A 21,139-nucleotide genomic window follows, 5' to 3' on the forward strand; every position below is an offset into this window, starting at 1 on the left:
TAACTCAAGCAGTTGCCTCGCTCTGGTACTCGGGAGCTCGCGCACCTTGAATTCTCGGTCCTTTTTAACCTTCTTTTGAACACATTATATTGTTATTTAATTTTAAATTTCTTCTCTAGATCTTGATCAAATACAAAGACTGACATTCCGAAGTCTCGATCAATATCAATATCAACAAATAAATCTACTAGATTTGAACCTAAAAATTCTTCCATTTCAACTGGTCTATTTTTTCGGTACATTTCTTTTACCATTTCGGTTCTTGCCGCACGAAGCATTTGTTTTCCTTCATCTGCACCGGCAATAAACTTTTCAACTGGAGATAGATTTCCTTCCATCTCACATATGGCCCAATTTTTACAAAAGGTTGTTGTGATTTTGCTTGGTCCTTTCCCCATGTGCTTTTTACGGAACGACCTTACTAGATTACTAAACTCAGCTTCGTATTTATTCATTTTATGTCTACCCTTTACTAGTAACTTCATTAACCTTAAGTTAATCAAACTACCAATGATTGTCAACTAGCAAGCTCAGACCCTTTTCCGGATTGCTGCTTACGTAGTTTTTTTATATCCAAACGAATTAAAAGGGAAACCGCTAGTGCCACCGCAAAGAGCGCAGTAAATACCGTTAAGCTTTGTGTATAGCTTCCAGTTGTGTCCCGAATCCAAGATGCAAACATTGGACCAGCAAGACCTGCTGCTGCCCATGCTGTTAAAATATAGCCGTGGATTGCACCTAGTTGTTTTGTTCCAAACAAGTCCCCAATGTATGCTGGGATTGCAGAGAAACCACCACCGTAACATGTATAAATAAGGGCTAGTAATACTTGGAATAACACTGGGTTCGACACATGTGGCAGTAATGGAAACGCAATTAATTGGATAACAAAAAATACTGTATATGTATTGGGCCTTCCTAAATAATCAGACACCGACGCCCAACCAATACGACCAAGCCCGTTAAAAGCACCTAAAACTCCTACTAACGCAGCAGCTGCAACTGGAGATAAGCCTACACTCTCCTGTGCAAGTGGAGAAGCAGCAGAAATAATTGCTATTCCGCACGTAACGTTGATAAAGAGCATCAGCCATAAATAATAAAAACGTTTTGTCTTTATCGCTTGGTTTGCCGTTAATTGTGATAAATCCTGTTTTACCTTTTTAGCTCCACTCGAGACCTTCTCTTTAAATCCTGCTGGCATCCAACCTGCTTCAGGTGGGGCAAGATATAGTGATGAAATTATCATAATGGCAAAATAAGAAACTCCTAAAATAAAAAACGTATTTGCTATTCCAACAGAAACGATGAGTTTTTGCATGATAGGACTACTGATTAATGACGCAAATCCAAAACCCATGATTGCAAGGCCCGTTGCCATGCCACGTCTGTCAGGAAACCATTTTACAAGTGTCGATACTGGAGCAATGTATCCAACACCTAAACCAATTCCACCTAACGCACCATAGAATAAATACAATAATGGCAATGATTCTAGGTTAATCGCAAGACCAGATCCTGTGATACCGACGCCAAAGAATATGGCAGCAAGAATTCCAGATGCTCGAGGGCCATATTTTTCAACGAAATGCCCCAGGAAAGCTGCCGATAATCCTAAGAAAAGAATCGCGATACTAAACGTCATGCTGATGTCAGTTAAATCCCATCCGAATTCTGATTGTAGTGGTTTTGTAAATACACTCCAAGCGTAAACAGAACCGATTGATAAGTGAATTCCAACGGCAGAGGCAGCAATGAGCCAACGATTTTTTGTTTTTTCCATTTCTTCTCTCCTTTATTATGAAATGATAGGTTATATTTTGCAGTAGTTGTAAAAACAAAAAACCGCCAGCAGCCCAATGCTTAAATAAGCATAAAAAGGGTGATGACGGTTAATTTACCTAGCAGGATCGCTACTACAAAATTAACAGTTATCGTTTCCAATACTGCACCTTTAGCAGCAGAGACAGGTACGCTATCCTGTGACAAAAGTGTGTCAATATTGTGAACTATATAATAAAATATTACCAAAGCTAGCAAAATAAAACAATAACTTTTATTTAACTATTTCGAGTAGTGAAAAATTTTTATTGTTGTCCTTCCAATAAAAGTATGATTATATATTTAGTAACTAGATGCGTTATATAGATTTTTTAGGAGAGTGAGGTGTATAGATGGTGGATTCCATTACTGTTAGAAAAGGGATTATCAAATTTGAAGATGGTCAGCTTTTTGACGAGGAAGATCAAATTGTGACCGAATTTCCTTTGACGATTGTCTTGAACCAACAGGAATTTGCAACGATGGTTTGTACCCCTTCAGAGCTTGATGAACTGGTAATTGGCTTTTTAGCTTCAGAAGGAGTCATCCGTTTTAGAGACGAAATTAAAAGTCTCCATATCGACGAAGGCCAGGGCTATGCGTATGTCGATACGATGACTGAAGTAACAACTAGCCAGGAATATTATTCAAAGCGTTTTATCGGTTCGTGTTGTGGAAAAGGCAGGCAATTCTATTTTGTGAATGACTCGAAAACAGCCAAAACCTCAACATCAACCATTACCCTCACACCTGAAGAATGCATTGCCTTAATGAACGAAATGCAGCAAAAAAGTATTGTCTTTAAAGATACAGGCGGTGTGCACAATGCAGCACTTTGCACACCAAACGATATGATTATCAATCGGACCGATATTGGCCGACATAATGCCCTCGATAAAATCTATGGATACTGCTTAAATCATAAAATTCCTGTTCGTGATAAAGTGATTGTGTTTAGTGGTAGGATTTCTTCAGAGGTATTGTTAAAGGCGGCGAAAATTGGAGTTGGGATTGTTTTATCAAAATCTGCACCAACTGATTTGGCCATTAAGATGGCTGAAGAACTGAATATAACGGCCGTTGGTTTCATCCGTGGAGGTAAGCTGAATGTCTATTCACATCCAGAAAGAATTGTTCAGGAATCGTTTGAAGCTACTAGATAAACAGAAAAGAGATTAGTAGGTTTCCTCCTACTAATCTTTTTTCGTTACTAATTTTACCTATTGGCTATATTTTTTGAGTATCAGCCATATTTTTACGATATCAGCCATAAATTTAAATTATTAGCCATATTTTTCAATTATCGGAAAGACCACTCATTTACGTGTGTTGAAACAGCTCTTTTACGTTTTTCATGAACTCCTCAGACTGTTTATTGCTTGACCCTTTCATCAAAAGCTCCCCAATTGAGGCTAATTTACCGGTCATCTCAAAATCCATTTCGTATTCAACAAGGGTTTGATTCGGTTCGATTGTTTTTAAGTTTGCCGTAAGGGTATTTGTAAATGAACCCGAAAGCGAAACTGGTTTCCCTTTCATTTCAACGACAATCTTTTCATTTTCAATTGTTTCTTTTAACTCTCCAATTCCTTGAATTTTGATTGGGACAAACTGTACCTTGACCTCTACCAATGTTTCATATTTTGTTGGACTTAATTGTTTAATTTTTTTGCAACCAGGAAAACAGGGGCCTAATTTCATTGGGTCAATAAATACAGAATAGACACTTTCTCGGTCTGCATGTACGATAAATTTGTCAGCTTTTTTCAAAATCCCACTCCTAACGATTTTTTCTAAGATGATGTTACAATTTTATTAGCAAAAATTTGTTATAGAACTAAAATGATAAATCGTAAGACAACTGTCATAGTCTATTGGTAAAATTTCTTTTTGGTATAATGGGTAAAATAAAAATAGATGTTTGTATAGAGGAGAGACTTTTTATGGCTTTTGGAATTAGACGCAAGGAACTTCTCGAGTGGAAAAGTAAAGTTTCACAGGGAGAAATTGCATTTTTGACACATTATTGGATTGATGACCGTTTTCCGGGGATGAAGACCGTGACAAAAGTAGGCTGTGCTGACCTTAAAAAACTTAAAAGCTGGGGCGAACAATACGGCATTCCTTCAAAATACATTCATAACCGGACCGGATTTCCTCACTTTGATTTATTAGGTGAGAGACAAATTGAAATTTTAAGAAATGAAAACATGCTGCATCAGCTAGAAAGATTTAAGGGATAAGCCTTATGTACTATTTTCTTTTCCAATGATTTATGTAAAATAAGAAATGGTTTGAAAGGAGAATTTACTCATGATTAATGAATTTAAAAAATTTGCCCTCAAAGGTAACGTGATTGATCTTGCTGTTGGGGTTATCATCGGTGGAGCATTTGGAAAAATCGTTTCATCACTAGTGAATGATATCATAATGCCACTATTTGGTTTCTTATTAGGCGGGATTGATATTTCCAAAGCTTCTATCCCTTTTAATGGTGAAGAAATTATGTACGGTGCTTTTCTACAAACAGTCGTGGACTTTATCATTATTTCATTTTCTATTTTTCTCTTTATTCGCTTTTTCCAGCGCTTTAAGAAAAAAGAAGAAGAAAAGCCTGCTGCACCAACTCCATCAAAAGAGGAGCAATTACTTACTGAGATTCGTGATTTATTAAAAGAGCAACGCAGCTAATTTAAAAAAGGTTGTCCGAGTCGTGATTGACTCCGGACAACCTTTTTTATACTTCCCATGGTAATGCAATACTAAATTTAGACGCCATTTTTTCGTTTTCTTTTTTACGTCTTTTCCGATTCTCTGCACGATCTTTTGCTGATTCGTGTAGCATCTTTTCTTCCTCAGACTTTGGAATGACCTTTGGAACAGGTTTTGGTTTCCCATTCTCATCTAAAGCAACAAAGGTTAGAAACGACAATGCGCAAATATGTCGTTCTCCCGTATATAAGTTCTCAGCAATCACCTTCACAAAAACCTCCATAGATGATCGCCCTGTGTAGGTGACAAAAGCCTCTAAACAAACAGAGCTTCCTTCGTTAATCGGATGAAGAAAATCCACTGAATCTGTTGATGCTGTTACAACTGGTGAACGTGAATGACGCACTGCTGAAATAGAAGCAACATCATCAATATAAGCCATTAATTTACCACCAAACATGGTACCATGATAATTTGTATCAGGCGGAAAAACATTACTTGTTTTCACAACAAAGGATTCTCTGCAATACTTTGCCTCTTCCATATGTAAGCCCTCCTTCGTTTTTTTTATATTCTTCACGTTTTAGATCAATTTCAAACTAACTAGTTTTTCTCCCCAAGGAGCTAACCCATTTGATTGGAAGCCTGCACGTAAATACGTTCTTTCTGCTTCAATATTATCTGGGATATACCCGATTATGATTTCTTTGGCATCTGGTTTAAGTTTGATATTTTCAATTACCTGTAATAGAGCTTTAGTGCCGTAGCCATTCCCCTGGTATTTTTCATCAATCATAATACGATAAATCCAGTAATTATGATCATCCTCATCTAAACCGTACATCGTAAAACCAACCATTTTCTTATCGGCATAAATAGCGAGCGCTTCAAAGTTTGGCAAAAACTGTACCTCTGCAAGTGAATAAAGATTTGACGCGATAAAACCTTGTTGGTCCTTACTTACTTTTAAATCAATACATTCTTCCCAATTATCACGTGTGATTTTTTGTAAGGTCACTGTCAAGTGAGTATCCCCCGATACATTAGCATAAGGAGGTTTTATGACCTCCCAACATATAATCGTATGCTTTCGGACTAAATTTTTCAATCTTTTTAAACAAAAAACGTTAGCCAAATGACTAACGTTTGTTATGCGGTGAATTTTTGTTCAACACGTTCAAATGAATATACGCGATCAATGAAGAATGCATATATCGAAGCTAGTATTTGCTGGAAGAGCATTCCTACAACGACAGGAACAGCAACCTCGGCTGGGAAGAATGCAATGGCAATGACGGCACCTGCGCTAATATTACGCATACCTCCCGTAAAAATAAGGGCGATAATGACATCAGATTCTAGCTTTAGAAGGCGACCAATCCCCCATGAAATCATATAACCACAAAACGCAATAAAAAATACAACTGCGCCAGTCATGATTAGTTTCAAGTCCACATTTTTTAAATAAGGAGCAATATCTGCACTATTAATCATCACAACGACACCGAGACTAATCTTTGAAAATGGAGCCAAAGCCGGACTAAGTGTTTTAGTGCATTTGCCTTTAGTAAAATGATTGACAAGCATACCAAGGATAGAGGGTAACACGACCATAAAAAGGAGACCTTGCATAATGCTAAGAATATCCATTTCAACATTACTGCCGACAAACAAAGTTAAACTATATGGCACTACAAATGGGGAAATTAATGTGTCAATTAATATAATAGAAAGCGTCAATGCAATATTGCCATGCTTCATCGCCACCCAGATAAAGCTCGATATTCCCGTTGGTATCACAACTGCTAAAATCATTCCGGTGATCGTAAAACTGTCACCCGGAAAGGATAAATGCCCGACAACCCAAGCCCACGCAGGCATAATTAAATGTAAAGTAATAAGTGCAATCAAGATTGGAAATGGATGAGTGAGAGCTCTCTTTAAAGAACTAAAACTTGAACTTAACGCTCCGGAAAAAGTAATAAATGCAAAAATCCATGGTACTAAATATGAAAACGGCGCTAAGTATGCAGTTAATAAGACACCAAGTACTACACTTGTAGGTGTAATGAGCGGCATAAGTTTTTCTAGTTTTTTATTAAGTTTCTGTAACATTATCATTCTCCTAAGGACTGAGTATCGTTTCACAAGACCGTTATTTTAGTATACTACAATTTTAGCACGACAGTAGTTGTCCAACATAAATTTGGGTAAAATTAACATAAAAAAAGAAACACCTTAAATGAGTGCTTCAATTCCTTAAAGTTTTGCTAGCCGATCATAAACATCCCTTAATGTCCGGCATCCTAACGCTTGGATTTTTTTTATATAAAGTGACCAAAGCTTAGCTGTTAAAACAGCATCTCCTAACGCATGATGTCTATCAGTTACAGCGATTTGGTGATATTCACATAAATCTTCTAATCTAGTCAATCGTAAATCAGGTTCTGCTAACCTGTATAAAAAGGAGGTATCGATAATTCGATGTTTAAATGGGGTACGAAATTGCTTCCAACTTGCTGTATGCATGAAAGCTTTTTCATGATTTGCATGGTGTGCCACGAGGGGATTCCCTTTCGCAAATTCAAAAAATTGAATGAGAACCTCCGAAAGTAGTGGGGCATTTTTTAACATTTCAGAGTTGATTCCCGTTAATTCTTGAATCTTCTTAGGGACCTCATTTTTAGTGAATACAAGCGAATAAAATAGTTCATTTTCACGAATTGTGCCGCCCTCCACTTTAATTGCACCAAGTGAAATAATTTCATCCCCTTGGTCTGGGTAGAAGCCCGTTGTTTCGATATCAAACACGACAACAGATAGCTCATCTAACGGAACTGTCAACTTATCCTCTTGCTGAAGATCTCTATGAATTTGACGTAGAAAAGCAACCTGTTGAAAGCTAAGGCCTTGATTTCCACCCATTCCACTTGTATTTACTTTTCCATGAAGCCCCCGTACAAATTGAACAAATGGTTCAAATGCCATACTTCAACCACTCCTCTACACGATAATTGAACGAACATACTGATGTAGTTTGTAACCACTCTTCAAAATGTCGCGGAGTTCTTTTTTTCGTCTTTTATCTAAACTCTTAATTGGAATAAAATGACTCGCTTCGTAAGACTGAGTATGGTTGTAAAGATTATTCCTAAGTTCAAGTAAAAGCTTGAAATGTTCAAGATACCCCTTAAATTCAGGGGGATACCCTCGCTTTAGTAAAGCTTCAATACGATCGATCGTAGATGTCTCTAATAAGCCTTCCTTTATCGCAAGCACTCGAATTGCGTTTACATAAGGTAGAAAAGCGGTCTGCTTTAAATCGACAGATCCTTCATATTCTCCTTTTTCTTCTCCCACAAGTTGACCGAGTGGACCAATCGCTTTTTTGACAAACATAATGTTTTCCATATGCCTTCTTAACAGGTTAGTATTGGCCTCCTGATTGGCAAGAATATGGAACTTAAGTTCACTTAATAATTGACTACTTCCTACAAGAACTCGTGAATCATAAAAAATTTGCAAATATCGCATGGCCTCCCAGCTTTCCTCTTCCATCCATAATGATATCTGATGTTGCCAACCCTCTACCGAGCTACACCATAAAGGATTGGACGGCATGATTTTACCCTCACAAAATGGATATCCAATTTTGTATAAACCATAAGAAAGCTCTTTTCCTAATTCATAAAAAAAATGAGAAGCTTCTATTGAATTTTCGGCGAATATAATTCCATGATCCTGGTCGCTTACATACCCTTGCTCCAACCTACCTCCACTACCAGTAATAAACCATACAAATTCACAGGGAGGAATTTTTGTTTTTTGCACCTGTTGCTCTAGCGCCAAATGAAAAACATATTTCATCACCTTATCATGAAAATGGTTTAGGGAATCTGCATCAATCTGATATTGGAAAATCAACTTCTCCCTTAAATTTTTAATTGAATCATATGTTTGCATGTTCTTATTCATCGATACACCCCCTAAACCATAATGATAGCAAGCTCCTCTATTACTAGAGGGCTTGCATATTAGATTACGAACTTAACTTATCTTCCTTAGCTAAGAAAACTTCTGGATAACCATAGCTGCCATGCTCGCTAATGTCTAAGCCCATAATTTCTTCTTCTTCAGTTACGCGTAGACCACCCATAACCTTTTTCAGAACAGCAAGAATGATAAAAGAAACAATAAATGCATAGAGACCTGATGTTGCAACTCCTAAGAACTGTACGCCTAATTGCGTGAATCCACCACCATAAAACAATCCCGCCTGCCCAACTGTAGCAAGCTCTGGTGTTGCAAAAAATCCAGTCGATAATGTACCCCAAATACCAGCTGCTCCGTGAACTGATAAGGCAAAAATCGGGTCATCAATCTTTCTCTTTTCAAAGAATCGTGCACTATAAAAAACAAGGATTCCAGCTACAAAACCAATCACCACAGCTGCCCATGTATCAACAAATGCACAAGATGCTGTAATCGCAACTAAACCTGCTAATGCACCATTTAACATGGTCGGAATATCTGATTTACCTAATACAATCCATGAAATGAATAATGCCGCTACCACTCCAGCCCCTGCTGCCAAATTCGTATTTAGTGCAACGAAACCAAAGAATCCAGCATCAACAGATACCGTACTGCCTGCATTAAATCCAAACCAACCGATCCAAAGAATTAATACCCCTAACGCTGTATACACTTGGTTATGTCCAAAAAGAGTATTCGATGAACCGTCTTTATTGTATTTTCCAATACGCGGTTTTAATAAAATCGTGGCTGCAAAAGCTGCCATTGCACCTGTTAAATGAACAACCGTCGATCCTGCAAAGTCTTGCTTGCCATGCTCTGCTAACCAGCCGCCCCCCCAAATCCAGTGAGCAACCACAGGATAAACAATTGCTGCAAAAAGAATGGTAAATACAACGTACACTGATAATTTCGCTCTTTCTGCAAAACCTCCTGTTGCAATCGTAATCGCTATTCCTGCAAAAGCTAATTGAAATAAAAAGAAAACAGATGAATTAAGACCTAACTCGAGTTCTTTTCCAGAATAAAAGAATTCTGATAACCCTACAAAAAAGTTTGCGTTGCCACCGAAGATAAATCCAAATCCAACTGCCCAAAACACTAATGAAGAAAGACCGAATGTAAAAATCGTTTTACCTGCGATATGTCCTGCATTTTTCATTCGGGTTGAACCTGCTTCAAGTAGTATGAATCCACCTAACATAAAAATAACTAAAATTGCTCCAACCATTACCCATAGACTGTTCATTAAATAAGAAACGTCCATTTTCATCTTCCCCCTTTTATACAAATTGTTAGTATACACTACATAAGATGTTAGAAAATATAACATCATGTATATGATTATTAATAATAATCTAAAATATAGATTAAAATCAACTACTTTTTAAAATTATTAGATTAATTATGTAAGAAAATATAACATTAGTTAAAAAAGAAGCATAATCACCTCTGTGATATGCTTCTTAAGGACTTCTTCAGCTAGGATCATTTTCGTCATAAGACAGGGTCGTAACTTGTGTGTAATCGCCTTTTTCTATCTCTTCTGATGTCGCTTCCTCTTGTAAATCATTTTCTGTGTCCATTCCAACTGCGATGGTTGCATCGTTCTTCTGTTGGCGTTTCTTCATCAGTATCCACTCCTTTCTTTTTAATGTCCCATATATGTTTTAGTTTGAGTTGGGAATGCTACAAAAAAAGCTGGTAGATATAACCGTTTTCAGAATAGTATTTTTATACGTTTGGAAGCATTTTTATTTAAAAATCACTCGCATTTTTATACAAATTGTTATAAAGTAATCATTGTGACTTTTTCTGAATAGTATTTGAGGTGATACAACATGGCAATCCAAAAACAACAAGAAAAAACTGCAGTAACAGAATATTTAAGATTCCTAATCCCTTCTTTAATCGGTATTATTTTATTTATTGTACCGTTTCAATATAAAGATTCATTCACGATCCCTGTTGCGATTTTGGCGGGCATTGTTCAAGATTTATTAGGTGGTTCAATTCCTTATATTATGACGGCATTAATTACAATCACAGGGATTTTTTCTATTTTGACAGTATTCTTAAAACCATCATTCATTACAAAATCTCCCTTTTTATCTGGACTTTTTTATGTATCTCCAATATGGGTGATTGCACGAATTCTTGGAATGATTTTCTCTATTATGACATTATACAAGGTTGGTCCATCCGCGATATGGTCAGATACAACTGGTGGAACTTTGCTATTTGATTTGATTCCCGTGTTATTTTCCGTATTTTTATTTGCAGGACTTTTTTTACCATTGTTACTCGATTTTGGCTTATTAGAGCTTTTTGGAGCATTGTTAACAAAGGTAATGCGTCCTCTTTTCAGATTGCCTGGACGTTCATCTGTTGACGCCATCGCTTCATGGTTAGGTGATGGAACCGTTGGTGTCCTTCTTACCAATAAACAATACGAAGATGGCTATTATACAAAAAGGGAAGCAGCTATTATTGGAACGACATTCTCGGTAGTTTCCATCACGTTTACAGTCGTTATTTTAGCCCAAATGCGTTTAGAGCATATGTTTGTACCATTTTATTTCACAATCTTATTTGCAGGCTTGGTTGCGGCCATCATCATGCCAAGAATCCCGCCATTATCTAGGAAGTCGGATACGTACTATGAAGGCACTACTCAAAAGGCGGACGAAACCATTCCGGCAAATGTAGGACGATTTAAGTGGGGTATGGAACAAGCAGTCGTTCAAGCGAGAAAAAGCGGAGACTTTTCTAAAGTGTTAAAAGGTGGAGTTCAGAACGTATTAGATATGTGGCTGGGCGTTGTACCGGTCGTAATGGCAATCGGAACCATCGCACTTATTATCGCGGAGTTCACGCCATTTTTCACCTATTTAGGGGCTCCATTTGTACCGATTCTCTCACTTCTTCAAGTGCCAGAAGCTGCTGCTGCAGCCCAAACTATGGTTATTGGATTTGCAGATATGTTCTTACCTTCTATTATTGGTGCGGATATTGAAAATGATTTGACACGATTTGTGATTGCAGGAGTATCTATCACTCAGTTAATTTACATGTCAGAGGTTGGTGGATTATTACTTGGTTCAAAATTGCCGGTTTCTTTTTTGGACTTAGTATTCATTTTTTTACTGCGTACGTTAATTACCTTACCAATCATTGTAGGCATGGCATATTTGTTTTTTTAAGATAATAGGTTAAGCCCCGAAGCTGATTCGGGGCTTTTTTATGTAAAAGCCATAAATCACGATTATTGGCCAAAATAATGAGATATCAGCCATAAATTCTGATTAACAGCCATAACACAAATTCATCGGCCATTATCCAAAAATAAGCCCCACGGAACAATCCTCCGAAGGGCTGAAACACGTCAAAAATATCAAACTTTCACCGGAACCTCTTCTTTAGTAAATCCTTCTTGATAAATTCTGCTGATAATCGACTCAATTTCCGGCTCTTCCACTGTTAAATCCGTAATATTATGGGTTTGTGTAATTTGCGAAATCACGTCCGAAGCTGAAAAATCATCTCGGTTGAAACGGATCCACTTTCGGTTCCCTTCCTCTTTCATGAGCTCCCCATTTGAAACATGTAAATCGACGCCATTCTCTTCAACATCAACAATCAAAGTCCGCATTTTTCCGAAGCGAGACTTAACTGCTGCTATATCACCATCATACACCTTTTGACCATGATCTATTAAAATCATTCGTTTACAAAGCTTTTCAATATCCTCCATATCATGTGTCGTTAAGATCACCGTCACATCGCGAAGTTTATTAATTTCCTGTATAAATTCACGCATTTTCTCTTTTGCAACAACATCCAGTCCTATCGTTGGTTCATCTAAAAATAAAATCTCAGGGTCATGTAAAAGTGATGCTGCGATATCTGCTCTCATACGTTGACCTAATGATAGCTGTCGAACTGGCGTGTTCAAAAACTCGCCTAAGCCAAGAATATCCGAGAATGTATTCATGTTCTCTTTATAACGCGCATCAGGAACGCGGTATATTTCCTTTAATAATTCAAATGACTCAATTGTCGGGAGATCCCACCACAGCTGTGTCCGTTGACCAAACACAACACCAATGTTTTTCGCATTCTCCTTACGTTTTTCATATGGCACAATCCCATTTACAATAATGGAACCATTTGATGGAACAAGAATACCTGTAAGCATTTTGATCGTAGTTGATTTCCCTGCTCCATTAGGTCCAATATATCCAACCATTTCCCCTTTTTCGATGGAAAAGGAAATATCTTTTACTGCTTCTTTCGTGACAAACTGGCGGTTTACGACACTTTTTAAGACCCCTACAAAACCTGTTTCTCTTTTTGCAATTTTAAATTCTTTGTTTAAATGTTCTACTTCAATTATGGCCAAGACACATTCACCCCTTTAATCACGATCCAGCACTCTTATATCGACTTAAGCCGAGCATCCAAACATAATATGCCATGACAAAAAACACAATTCCCACAATCGGTGTGAAATATCCAATATAGGAAGAAAAATAAGGTGTATCCTTATCTAATATAACCGCTGCTGGGAAGTAATTGACGAACCCAAAAGGAACAACAAATGCCGTTACCCATTGAACAAACTTAGGATAGATAGCAAGTGGATAGTTCGTTAGATTTCGAGCTGGATACATCACAACCCAATAGAAACGCTCTGATTTAGTCGTCCAGAAAGCAATGGCTGAAATGAAGACAAGCAATCCTCCTTGAACTAAAATCCCACCAATAATCGCTCCAAGTAAAAAGAGGATTTTTCCAAATTGCCAATGAATATCAAGAGCATTGCTAACCCATATAAATACAAGAATACTAAAAATAAATTGACCGGCAGCTCCAATATCAAATTTCATTGCCATAAAATGAAAAAATGGGTTGATTGGACGAACAAGAAAACGGTCAAAGGTCCCATTCACAATATAAGTGTCCAAACTTCTAAAATGGAAAAAGAGGATGATACAGAATCCCCACGATAGAACAGCTAACGCAAATAGAAATAACAACTCATAAAAATTCCAGTTTCCAAGTTCTTTAAATTGATAGAGCATGATCCACATAGTTACAGCGGTTCCCGTATAGGCCGCGACCATACCAACAATTCGCATTATGAACGCAAAACGATACTGCATTTGGGCACGTACTCCCGCTCCGACTAGTCGGAAATACAAACGAACATAGTCAATAATCTTTGTCATCCTTTACCCTCCCTGCACAATCACTTTGTTTGATGCTTTTCGCCAAACAAAACGGAGGATTGCATAGGACACAGCTACCCAAAAAAACTGAATCCCAAGCGAAATAAACACATCTTTGCCGCTAATTTCTTCGATAAAAATCGCATTTGGAATAAAATAAATCCCTTGAAATGGTAAATATGTCGCAAACGTTTGCAACCATCCAGGAAAAAACCACAACGGAATGACCGAACCCGATAAAAGGGATACAGAAAAATAGAAGATATCCTCTATTCCTCCTGTTTCAATAAGCCAAAAAGTAAATAATCCAAATGTCAGCTCAATACAGTATCGTATTAAAAATCCTAAAAATCCGGAAATAATAAATAAAATCCATGTCATCCATGATGAAGGCAGGCTTAAATCAACAAAGAAAAACAAGAGAACATATAAAGGGACAAGTGCAGTCAGCATATAAAAAGCTACACTTCCAAAGTCAGCAAATAAATAACGTAACGGTACATCAAATGGCCTCATAAGTTCGAGTGCAATGTCTCCAGTTCGTACCTTTTCTTGCAGTTCCCACAGCGGCGTTCCGGCACCATTGACTGCCGTTAAAAACTGACTAACAACAACATATGTAAGCATTGCGGTTAGGGAGATTCCACTCGCCTCTTCTTTGCCAGCATAAAGCGCAAACCAAATTGACATCCACATTAACAAAAAGATGATATTTGAAACCAGCCTTGTCCATACGTCAAAGCGATATGCAGCTGATCTCATAAAGGCTTTCTTCGTAAAAGCCGTATACATTTTTACCGTATCCATTCATTCACCTCTAGTAAACTATGAAACACAAGATAAAAGTAGAGTATGACGAACTCCCTTACCTTTTTTAACTGATTTTTCTTTATAGTAGCATAATTCTACTACTTCCGACTAGACTCTTTCTTTCTTTTTAGACCCAAGTCTTGAAACGGTTTGTTCAATCAAGACTGCCACAACAGTTCCAAGGACGAGACCATTATTCAAGATTGAGGTTAAAATGGGTGGTACATCCGTAAACGCTTCTGAAGGAACAAACATTGCACCTACCCCAACGAATAATGAAAAAACGATTATCAGTCTGGATTGATATTTGTTTTCTAGAGTTTCAAACATTGCTAAAGACGGAAGCATAAGGTTAGCAAAAATGATAAAAACCGTTGCATATCCCACTGGTGCAGGCAAACCTGAAACGAAGTTCATAACTTTCGGAAGGAAACTAATACCGACCAAGATGAAACTTCCAACAATGAATGGGAGTCTTGTATTAACTTTCGTAGTGGCAATGAAGCCCGCAGCCCCTGATATCGGAACAGGTGCAACCGCAGAGAAGAGTCCAGCTATCATCTGGTTTATTCCTGCCATAAAACCTGCAGGACGAAATCTAGTTTTTTCTAATGATACATTTTGTGACTGAAGCACTTGTTCAACGACCTTTACACTAGCTATAAGGTTGGTTAAAAGCAACAGTGTCACAAGGATTGAGGTCGTAATCATTCCACTATCAAAGATCGGCTGACCGAAAGGAAAGATTTTAGGTACCTCTATCCATTTATTTGACGCAACATTGGTTGGTTCGATTAATCCAAGTACAGCAAAAATAATCCAACCAAGGGCCAAGCTGATTAAAACGGAGTATTGTCTTAAAGCACGAGGTCCTTTTTCGGCAAAAACAAAGGTAAATAGAATAATAAATAAACAAATACCTGCGATTTTTAAGTTAACCGTTTCTACACCACGGTACCCAACACCGAAAATGCCATTTAAAAAGGAACCACTCAATTGTAGTGAAAGTAAAATTAAATAAGTGCCTGTTACAACTGGCGTGAATAATTTCGATAGTCGATCAATAATCCCGAAAATACTTAAGAGCATAAAAAGAACCCCGCTCACTAAAATACCTGCTTCAATTGCCCGAAGTGTTTCTTCACCTGAACCATATAATGTCGGACCCAAGCTTGCATAGATAATAAATACACCCCACCATAAACCAGCAGGTCCTTCATTAATCGGCAAACGGTGTCCAAAATACACTTGTATTAAACAGGATAATCCCAATACGAGGAAGGTCCTTTGGACAAAACTCGCTGTCTCAACTGGGTCCATTCCATATAGGGCCGCAATTGCAATTGGTGCTACTATAGAACTAGCAATGATAAAGGCTAGCCATTGTAATGAACTAAAAAAAACTTTCAAATTTCTCATCCCTATCCTACTATCAAATGCGCCTTGGCGTATTTGCGCCCGATTTTTAGGCCCACAGGAAGTGGTTCATAAAGACGTTGCCACACGATGTGGCGTTCTTAGTCTTTGGACTTACTGCTCGAAAAATTACCCCGAAAAATCGTGGCATCCGCCGGAGGCCATAACTTTATTCACTATCGGTTTGACCACCTTGTAACTCTTTCTGCATTAATCTCAGCAAATTGTGGACTTCCGCTGAATAAAGTTATGTGCTCTCCCATTTTACCATTATTTTATAAATTTGCATGTTTGCTATAATGAATATATATACTTTACTTTTGGAGGAAAATTTATGATTCGTTTTGGAGTTATCGGAACTAACTGGATTACAGATTCATTTTTAGGAGCAGCAAATACAATTGAGGATTTTTCATTAACAGCTGTCTATTCACGAACGGAGGAGCGAGCAAAGGTATTTGCTAATAAACACCATGCACCTTATACCTTTACTTCAATTGAGGAAATGGCGAAATCTGACTTACTAGACGCTGTATACATTGCAAGCCCCACTTCCTTTCACGCCTCTTATGCAATTAGTCTTTTGAAACACGGAAAACATGTTCTTTGTGAAAAGCCAATAGCCTCAAATACGAGTGAGCTAATGGAAATGATTAAGGCCGCAAAAGAAAATAATGTGTTGTTAATGGAGGCACTCAAGTCAGGCTTTCTTCCATCCTATTCAAGCATTCGGGAGAACTTACATAAAATCGGACCTGTACGTCGTTATTTCGCAAGCTATTGCCAATATTCATCCCGCTACGATGCTTATAAGGAAGGAAATGTATTAAATGCTTTTAAACCTGAATTTTCAAATGGTTCATTAATGGATATTGGCGTGTATTGTATTTATCCAATGGTACAATTATTCGGAAAGCCAGATTCAATTAAAGCAAGTGGGTTTATGCTCAATTCTGGTGTCGATGGGGAAGGAGCCATACTTGCCCATTATAAAGACATGGAAGGTACGGTAATGTTTTCAAAAATTACAAATTCCTATATCCCTTCTGAAATACAGGGTGAACAGGCTAGTATTCTCATCGATAAAATTTCAGAACCTGAAAAAGTAGAAATCCGCTATCGTGACGGTCGAGTTGAAGATATCTCTAAGATCCCAGAACAGCACACTATGTATTACGAAACAAAAGAATTTATCGACCTTATTAAAAATGGTTCCTTAGAGTCCAACGTAAACACGTATGCAAATTCGATTGCAGTTATGGAAATATTAGAGGAAGCTCGTAAGCAAATTGGGTTAGTATTTCCTGCTGATAAATGATAAAAGTACAGAGCCCGAGCTTGTTGGCGACAAATATAAGGTATGACAAGTGCTGACAAAAGATTCTTGTTACCCTCCGAAGCAATTGTCTTTGACTAGAGAACTGGTGGAGCCTAAAATTAGAAATAAAAAACGAACGCTTGCGACCGAACCGTCGCAAGCGTCTCTTTTAATCACCTTTTACATTTTTCAATGCATCTTCGATCGGAATATCTCCACTTACAAGATCAAATGATTGATAATATGTATTTTCCTCAGATAAGGAAGCTACAATCACTTTTGCTACGTCCGCACGAGGAATTGTATTTCTTGTCAAATTCTCCCCAATTGAAATCCTCCCAGTGCCTTCTTCATTCAGCAAACCACCAGGTCGAACGATTGTATAGGTTAAATCACTTTGTTCAAGTATTCGATCGGCATAGTGCTTTGCTACATAATATGGACGAATTGCCTCATTCCATTTTTCACGTTGATTCGCACCTAATGCACTTACCATCACAAAGCGGTTAACGCCAGCCTTTTCTGCTGCTTCAACAGTCTTCACAGCACCATCAAGGTCGATTAGCAGGGTTTGATCAGGACCTGTATGTCCACCTGAGCCTGCAGTAAACACAATCGCATCAGAGCCTGAAATGGCCTCTGCTATTTTATCAACACTATCTGCAATACTTGCTAAAACATTTTCAACACCTAAGTTATCAAAATGGGCTTCTTGCTCTTGTTTACGCACCATCGCAATGGGGGTATGCTCACTACTTTCCTTTAAAAGCTCCACCACTTGTTTTCCAATTTGACCATTAGCACCAACTACACAAACTTTCATCAATCTAGCCCCTTTCTTTTTCACTTCCTTTATTATTACAAGTTAGGAAATAGATAGCAAATGAAAGGGCTTCTGATTTCAATGGACGGTTTCCCCGGTTATTTAGATACCGTTTGGTTGCTACTTTGTTCTTCAACAAGATCAACATCTTCCCGACGCTTTAAGTACCATTCTTCAAATGCTTGAGCAAACGGTAATGGAATATCTTTAATGGTCTCAATATGTGTTGGGATTGAACGATTCATCGTTGTAATGGAAGCAACTTGGAAAAGTTTTTGTAATCTAGATTGAGAGTAGGACATTTCAATCAAATGTCTTCTTTTGGTTATAAACATGCGACTTGTTAGTCCACCTTGCCACCATTGTACCTGGGTCTCATTTACAGCATATCTCGTATGATGATAATCAAGAAACCTTTGCAAGACAATGATGCATAGGAAGACAACAGACAAGATCCACCAGAATTGCTTAATATCAAAAAGTTCAGGTTTAAAGTAAAATAAACCAATTGTTACTATAAGCCATAACCAGCTTGGTTTCAGTAATTTTACCCATAACGATTTACGAGGTAACCTTTCTAATTTACTTAATTTCACCTGATAGATTGGTAGCAATTCTTCAATTAATTCATATGCTTTTTGGAGAGGTAAAAATGGGTAAAGTGAATTCACATTGATGGATTCATCGCCTTTATTTGGATTCGCAGAACTGATTAATTTTACTTCCGCTAACCCAAATATTCGCTTCAACAACGTTTGCCTTATCTCTAGACCCTGAATTTTCATTTTTTCAATCGCAAAATAACTTTCATCAAGTACCCCTCGGTCTATAAAGATATATCGTGCATCTGAAGAAATTTCATATTTTCCATACCGGATAAATGTTCGTGCCACACCAAATGTAACGGCAATAATGATAGCAATAATCAGAACAATAACAAATAGCCATTTACTTGCAAGCAAGACCTCAAGTACTCCTTCCAGCTGATTGGTATCAGGTAAGAATGTACTTAACGTATCCAGTCCAGCAAAAATAATCGGAATAATAGCTAGGAAGCTTAGGGATGTAAAACTAGCCTTCCATAGGTCCTTCCTTTCTGGCGAAAAATGAACATGACGGCTTATTTCCAAGTCATTTTGTTGTCCACTTTCTACGAATGCTTGTACAACATCATCGTATTTTTCTACTAACTTTTCATCTTTATCAACTAGTGCATGATTTTCATGAATTGACTTTACATTTTTAAGTTGTGACTCTCCCGTCTGCTCCTTACCAGGCTGAACAAGGTCAATTAGAAAATCGGCATGTTTTTTTGATATAACGTCAAAATGGATGGAATCATCTTCTCCGTCCATTGCGGTTTCAAATGTAAGAGATGTCAAACCAACAATTTTATGAAAGAAGGTGGTTTTTCGTGTGACGTTTTGGATTCTTGAAAACGGAATAGTGCTTGTACGCTTCACAAAAAGTCCTTTATGAATATGGAATGTACGGTCTTTCCACTCATATTTTTCCACAAACCAACTAGCTACTATGTAAAGCAATCGCAAGAAAACAAACACTAAAAACGCATACCTTCCATATACAAAGTACCAAGAGTCTGAATCCCTTTGAATAACAAACAATAGTACCAACAAGATGAAGTTGTTCTTCATTAGTTGATAGATCTTGAAACCAATACCGAGTGGATGGTATTTCATTATTCATCAGCTTCCTTTAACTTTGCATAATCTGCTAATCTCTCTCTTAATTCGAGAGCAATTCCCTCTTCCAAAGCAGGTATTGTATGAGATGAACCCATTGTTTCGATTTTAATGGAACGTGCATGATATTTTTTCAGAATGGGACCCTGAATTGTCGAAACGGACTGGATTTTCGTCATTGGCACGGTCACCCATTCTTTCGTTAGAACTCCATAACGCATTTGAAGGTATTCATCATCAAATTGATAACTCCAGTTACGATAATTCAAGTGGGGTTCAATAAATGACCAAATCGCTCCGAGGATGGCAAACGCGAGCAAAGCAATCAAAATCCAAAAGGCCCAATTTGGCCAGGAAAAATAATAATTCAACCAGAACAATAATCCCAGCACCAAAAATCCGATACTATTCGAAATCGATTCAGATATTATTCTAATTTTTGGAAAAGCGGGGGATAATTGATTTTCTAATTTTACATCACTCACTTCTAGCAGCTCCTTATGAAAAATCGTATTCAACATATTTACGATAACAATATCAATAAAGTTTCATTATTTCCTATTTTTATAGAAGTTGAATCAATAAACAAAAATAGCATATTTTTGGTGACCAGTGGGTTCTCAGTTTGGAAATTGGAGTTAAATTTATTGAAAACCGACATCTTTTGAGTCAGTTTTCATACAATTTTTGTAGAGGTGATGGAAAATGGCAAGAGTAAAACATACAAACAAAGACGTTGATTTAGTAGCAAGGATGATGAGGGCAGAAGCTGAAGGCGAAGGTCGCCAAGGCATGCTTATGGTTGGTAACGTCATTGTCAATCGAGCTGTAGCGGATTGTTTAGATTTTAAAGATGTAAGAACAATTAGGGACGTGATTTATCAAGTACAAGGAGGAAATTTTTCCTTTGAAGCGGTACAAAAAGGGAATCTATTCTATAACCCCGCAAGAGAGGTTGAAAGAAAATTGGCAAGGCAAACCTTAACTTTTTGGCGAGAGCATCCTTCAAAGTATTCACTTTGGTATTTTAATCCATATGCTCCATGTCCACCTACCTGGTACGGTCAACCATTTGCAGGACAATTCAAAGACCATTGTTATTACGAACCACAGGCAAATACATGTGATAGTGTTTATCGCGGTTAACCCCCATTTATCGTGGGGGTTTTTTTAAAAGATTTTTGAGTGCTTTAACGGAATTTGTCAATCGTAAGATTGGGCTGGATAATGATTCGAAATTTTTATATGTAATTCTAGTTCATGTAAAGTT

General features: G+C 37.5%; 23 protein-coding genes. 6 read left to right on the top strand and 17 right to left on the bottom strand.

Annotation, left to right across the window (positions count from 1 at the left end):
• Window positions 1-92: 92 nt before the first annotated feature.
• Together AC6CHV_RS17695 and AC6CHV_RS17700 are read right to left on the bottom strand one after the other, a co-directional pair.
• Window positions 93-455, bottom strand: a complete 363-nt coding sequence (locus AC6CHV_RS17695) for a Na-translocating system protein MpsC family protein (protein ID WP_341332060.1) — start codon at window positions 453-455, stop codon at window positions 93-95.
• Between the two features lie 62 nt (window positions 456-517).
• Window positions 518-1,783, bottom strand: coding sequence for an L-lactate MFS transporter (locus AC6CHV_RS17700; protein ID WP_341332061.1), 1,266 nt, complete (start codon window positions 1,781-1,783; stop codon window positions 518-520).
• Between the two features lie 391 nt (window positions 1,784-2,174).
• On the opposite strand from AC6CHV_RS17700, the gene fdhD reads away from it, so the two are divergent.
• Window positions 2,175-2,984 carry a formate dehydrogenase accessory sulfurtransferase FdhD gene (gene fdhD, locus AC6CHV_RS17705; protein WP_341332062.1) on the top strand — a complete coding sequence of 270 codons (810 nt, stop codon included), beginning with the start codon at window positions 2,175-2,177 and terminating at the stop codon, window positions 2,982-2,984.
• Window positions 2,985-3,141: 157 nt separating this feature from the next.
• Here the strand turns inward: fdhD and AC6CHV_RS17710 are convergent, their stop codons facing one another.
• Window positions 3,142-3,591, bottom strand: coding sequence for an SRPBCC family protein (locus AC6CHV_RS17710; protein WP_341332063.1), 450 nt, complete (start codon window positions 3,589-3,591; stop codon window positions 3,142-3,144).
• Window positions 3,592-3,764: 173 nt separating this feature from the next.
• On the opposite strand from AC6CHV_RS17710, the gene AC6CHV_RS17715 reads away from it, so the two are divergent.
• Both AC6CHV_RS17715 and mscL read left to right on the top strand, forming a co-directional pair.
• On the top strand, window positions 3,765-4,064 hold the full coding sequence (locus tag AC6CHV_RS17715; protein WP_498079331.1) for a hypothetical protein: 300 nt from the start codon (window positions 3,765-3,767) through the stop codon (window positions 4,062-4,064).
• A 70-nt stretch (window positions 4,065-4,134) separates the two neighbouring features.
• On the top strand, window positions 4,135-4,512 hold the full coding sequence (mscL, locus tag AC6CHV_RS17720) for a large conductance mechanosensitive channel protein MscL (RefSeq protein WP_121445080.1): 378 nt from the start codon (window positions 4,135-4,137) through the stop codon (window positions 4,510-4,512).
• A gap of 46 nt (window positions 4,513-4,558) precedes the next feature.
• On the opposite strand, the gene AC6CHV_RS17725 is transcribed toward mscL, so the two are convergent.
• The 7 genes from AC6CHV_RS17725 to AC6CHV_RS17755 all read right to left on the bottom strand — a co-directional run bounded on the left by AC6CHV_RS17725 (window position 4,559) and on the right by AC6CHV_RS17755 (window position 10,199).
• Entirely contained in the window at window positions 4,559-5,077 is a 519-nt protein-coding gene (locus AC6CHV_RS17725) for a hotdog domain-containing protein (protein ID WP_121445081.1), read from the bottom strand.
• A 39-nt stretch (window positions 5,078-5,116) separates the two neighbouring features.
• On the bottom strand, window positions 5,117-5,557 hold the full coding sequence (locus AC6CHV_RS17730; protein ID WP_440274537.1) for a GNAT family N-acetyltransferase: 441 nt from the start codon (window positions 5,555-5,557) through the stop codon (window positions 5,117-5,119).
• Between the two features lie 125 nt (window positions 5,558-5,682).
• Window positions 5,683-6,648 carry a bile acid:sodium symporter family protein gene (locus tag AC6CHV_RS17735; protein ID WP_121445083.1) on the bottom strand — a complete coding sequence of 322 codons (966 nt, stop codon included), beginning with the start codon at window positions 6,646-6,648 and terminating at the stop codon, window positions 5,683-5,685.
• A 144-nt stretch (window positions 6,649-6,792) separates the two neighbouring features.
• Window positions 6,793-7,521: an exonuclease domain-containing protein gene (locus tag AC6CHV_RS17740; protein WP_498079332.1), complete on the bottom strand. Its 729-nt coding sequence runs from the start codon at window positions 7,519-7,521 to the stop codon at window positions 6,793-6,795.
• A 15-nt stretch (window positions 7,522-7,536) separates the two neighbouring features.
• Window positions 7,537-8,508 (bottom strand): DUF294 nucleotidyltransferase-like domain-containing protein, encoded by a 972-nt coding sequence (locus AC6CHV_RS17745; RefSeq protein WP_498079333.1) that lies wholly within the window; start codon window positions 8,506-8,508, stop codon window positions 7,537-7,539.
• A gap of 64 nt (window positions 8,509-8,572) precedes the next feature.
• Window positions 8,573-9,835: an ammonium transporter gene (locus tag AC6CHV_RS17750; protein ID WP_498079334.1), complete on the bottom strand. Its 1,263-nt coding sequence runs from the start codon at window positions 9,833-9,835 to the stop codon at window positions 8,573-8,575.
• A 211-nt stretch (window positions 9,836-10,046) separates the two neighbouring features.
• Complete coding sequence (locus AC6CHV_RS17755) at window positions 10,047-10,199, bottom strand: hypothetical protein (protein WP_165918078.1); 153 nt, start codon at window positions 10,197-10,199, stop codon at window positions 10,047-10,049.
• 210 nt (window positions 10,200-10,409) lie between these two features.
• On the opposite strand from AC6CHV_RS17755, the gene AC6CHV_RS17760 reads away from it, so the two are divergent.
• Entirely contained in the window at window positions 10,410-11,771 is a 1,362-nt protein-coding gene (locus AC6CHV_RS17760) for a nucleoside recognition domain-containing protein (RefSeq protein WP_498079335.1), read from the top strand.
• A gap of 191 nt (window positions 11,772-11,962) precedes the next feature.
• Here AC6CHV_RS17760 and AC6CHV_RS17765 read toward each other — a convergent pair whose 3' ends face one another.
• The 4 genes from AC6CHV_RS17765 to AC6CHV_RS17780 form a co-directional block, all read right to left on the bottom strand.
• Window positions 11,963-12,970, bottom strand: coding sequence for an ABC transporter ATP-binding protein (locus tag AC6CHV_RS17765; protein WP_121445088.1), 1,008 nt, complete (start codon window positions 12,968-12,970; stop codon window positions 11,963-11,965).
• Between the two features lie 19 nt (window positions 12,971-12,989).
• A complete protein-coding gene (locus AC6CHV_RS17770) occupies window positions 12,990-13,799 on the bottom strand; it encodes an ABC-2 family transporter protein (protein ID WP_498079336.1) in 810 nt (269 codons plus the stop codon).
• Between the two features lie 3 nt (window positions 13,800-13,802).
• Entirely contained in the window at window positions 13,803-14,606 is an 804-nt protein-coding gene (locus AC6CHV_RS17775; protein ID WP_121445090.1) for an ABC-2 family transporter protein, read from the bottom strand.
• Between the two features lie 111 nt (window positions 14,607-14,717).
• Window positions 14,718-16,028: a purine/pyrimidine permease gene (locus AC6CHV_RS17780; RefSeq protein WP_498079337.1), complete on the bottom strand. Its 1,311-nt coding sequence runs from the start codon at window positions 16,026-16,028 to the stop codon at window positions 14,718-14,720.
• Window positions 16,029-16,359: 331 nt separating this feature from the next.
• On the opposite strand from AC6CHV_RS17780, the gene AC6CHV_RS17785 reads away from it, so the two are divergent.
• On the top strand, window positions 16,360-17,343 hold the full coding sequence (locus AC6CHV_RS17785) for a Gfo/Idh/MocA family oxidoreductase (protein ID WP_498079338.1): 984 nt from the start codon (window positions 16,360-16,362) through the stop codon (window positions 17,341-17,343).
• 169 nt (window positions 17,344-17,512) lie between these two features.
• Here the strand turns inward: AC6CHV_RS17785 and AC6CHV_RS17790 are convergent, their stop codons facing one another.
• From AC6CHV_RS17790 to AC6CHV_RS17800, 3 genes are all read right to left on the bottom strand, one after another.
• The gene (locus AC6CHV_RS17790) at window positions 17,513-18,166 is read right to left on the bottom strand and encodes an NAD(P)H-binding protein (RefSeq protein ID WP_498079339.1); all 654 of its coding nucleotides are present in this window, start codon (window positions 18,164-18,166) and stop codon (window positions 17,513-17,515) included.
• A 98-nt stretch (window positions 18,167-18,264) separates the two neighbouring features.
• Entirely contained in the window at window positions 18,265-19,866 is a 1,602-nt protein-coding gene (locus tag AC6CHV_RS17795) for a PH domain-containing protein (protein WP_498079340.1), read from the bottom strand.
• Entirely contained in the window at window positions 19,866-20,354 is a 489-nt protein-coding gene (locus AC6CHV_RS17800; RefSeq protein ID WP_498079341.1) for a PH domain-containing protein, read from the bottom strand. Before AC6CHV_RS17800 ends, AC6CHV_RS17795 begins: the two co-directional genes overlap by 1 nt.
• A 220-nt stretch (window positions 20,355-20,574) precedes the next feature.
• Here AC6CHV_RS17800 and AC6CHV_RS17805 point away from each other — a divergent pair, with 220 nt between their 5' ends.
• Window positions 20,575-21,015 (top strand): cell wall hydrolase, encoded by a 441-nt coding sequence (locus tag AC6CHV_RS17805; RefSeq protein ID WP_121445095.1) that lies wholly within the window; start codon window positions 20,575-20,577, stop codon window positions 21,013-21,015.
• Window positions 21,016-21,139: the final 124 nt, after the last annotated feature.

The sequence above is a fragment of the Ferdinandcohnia sp. GQ5 genome (assembly GCF_059759275.1).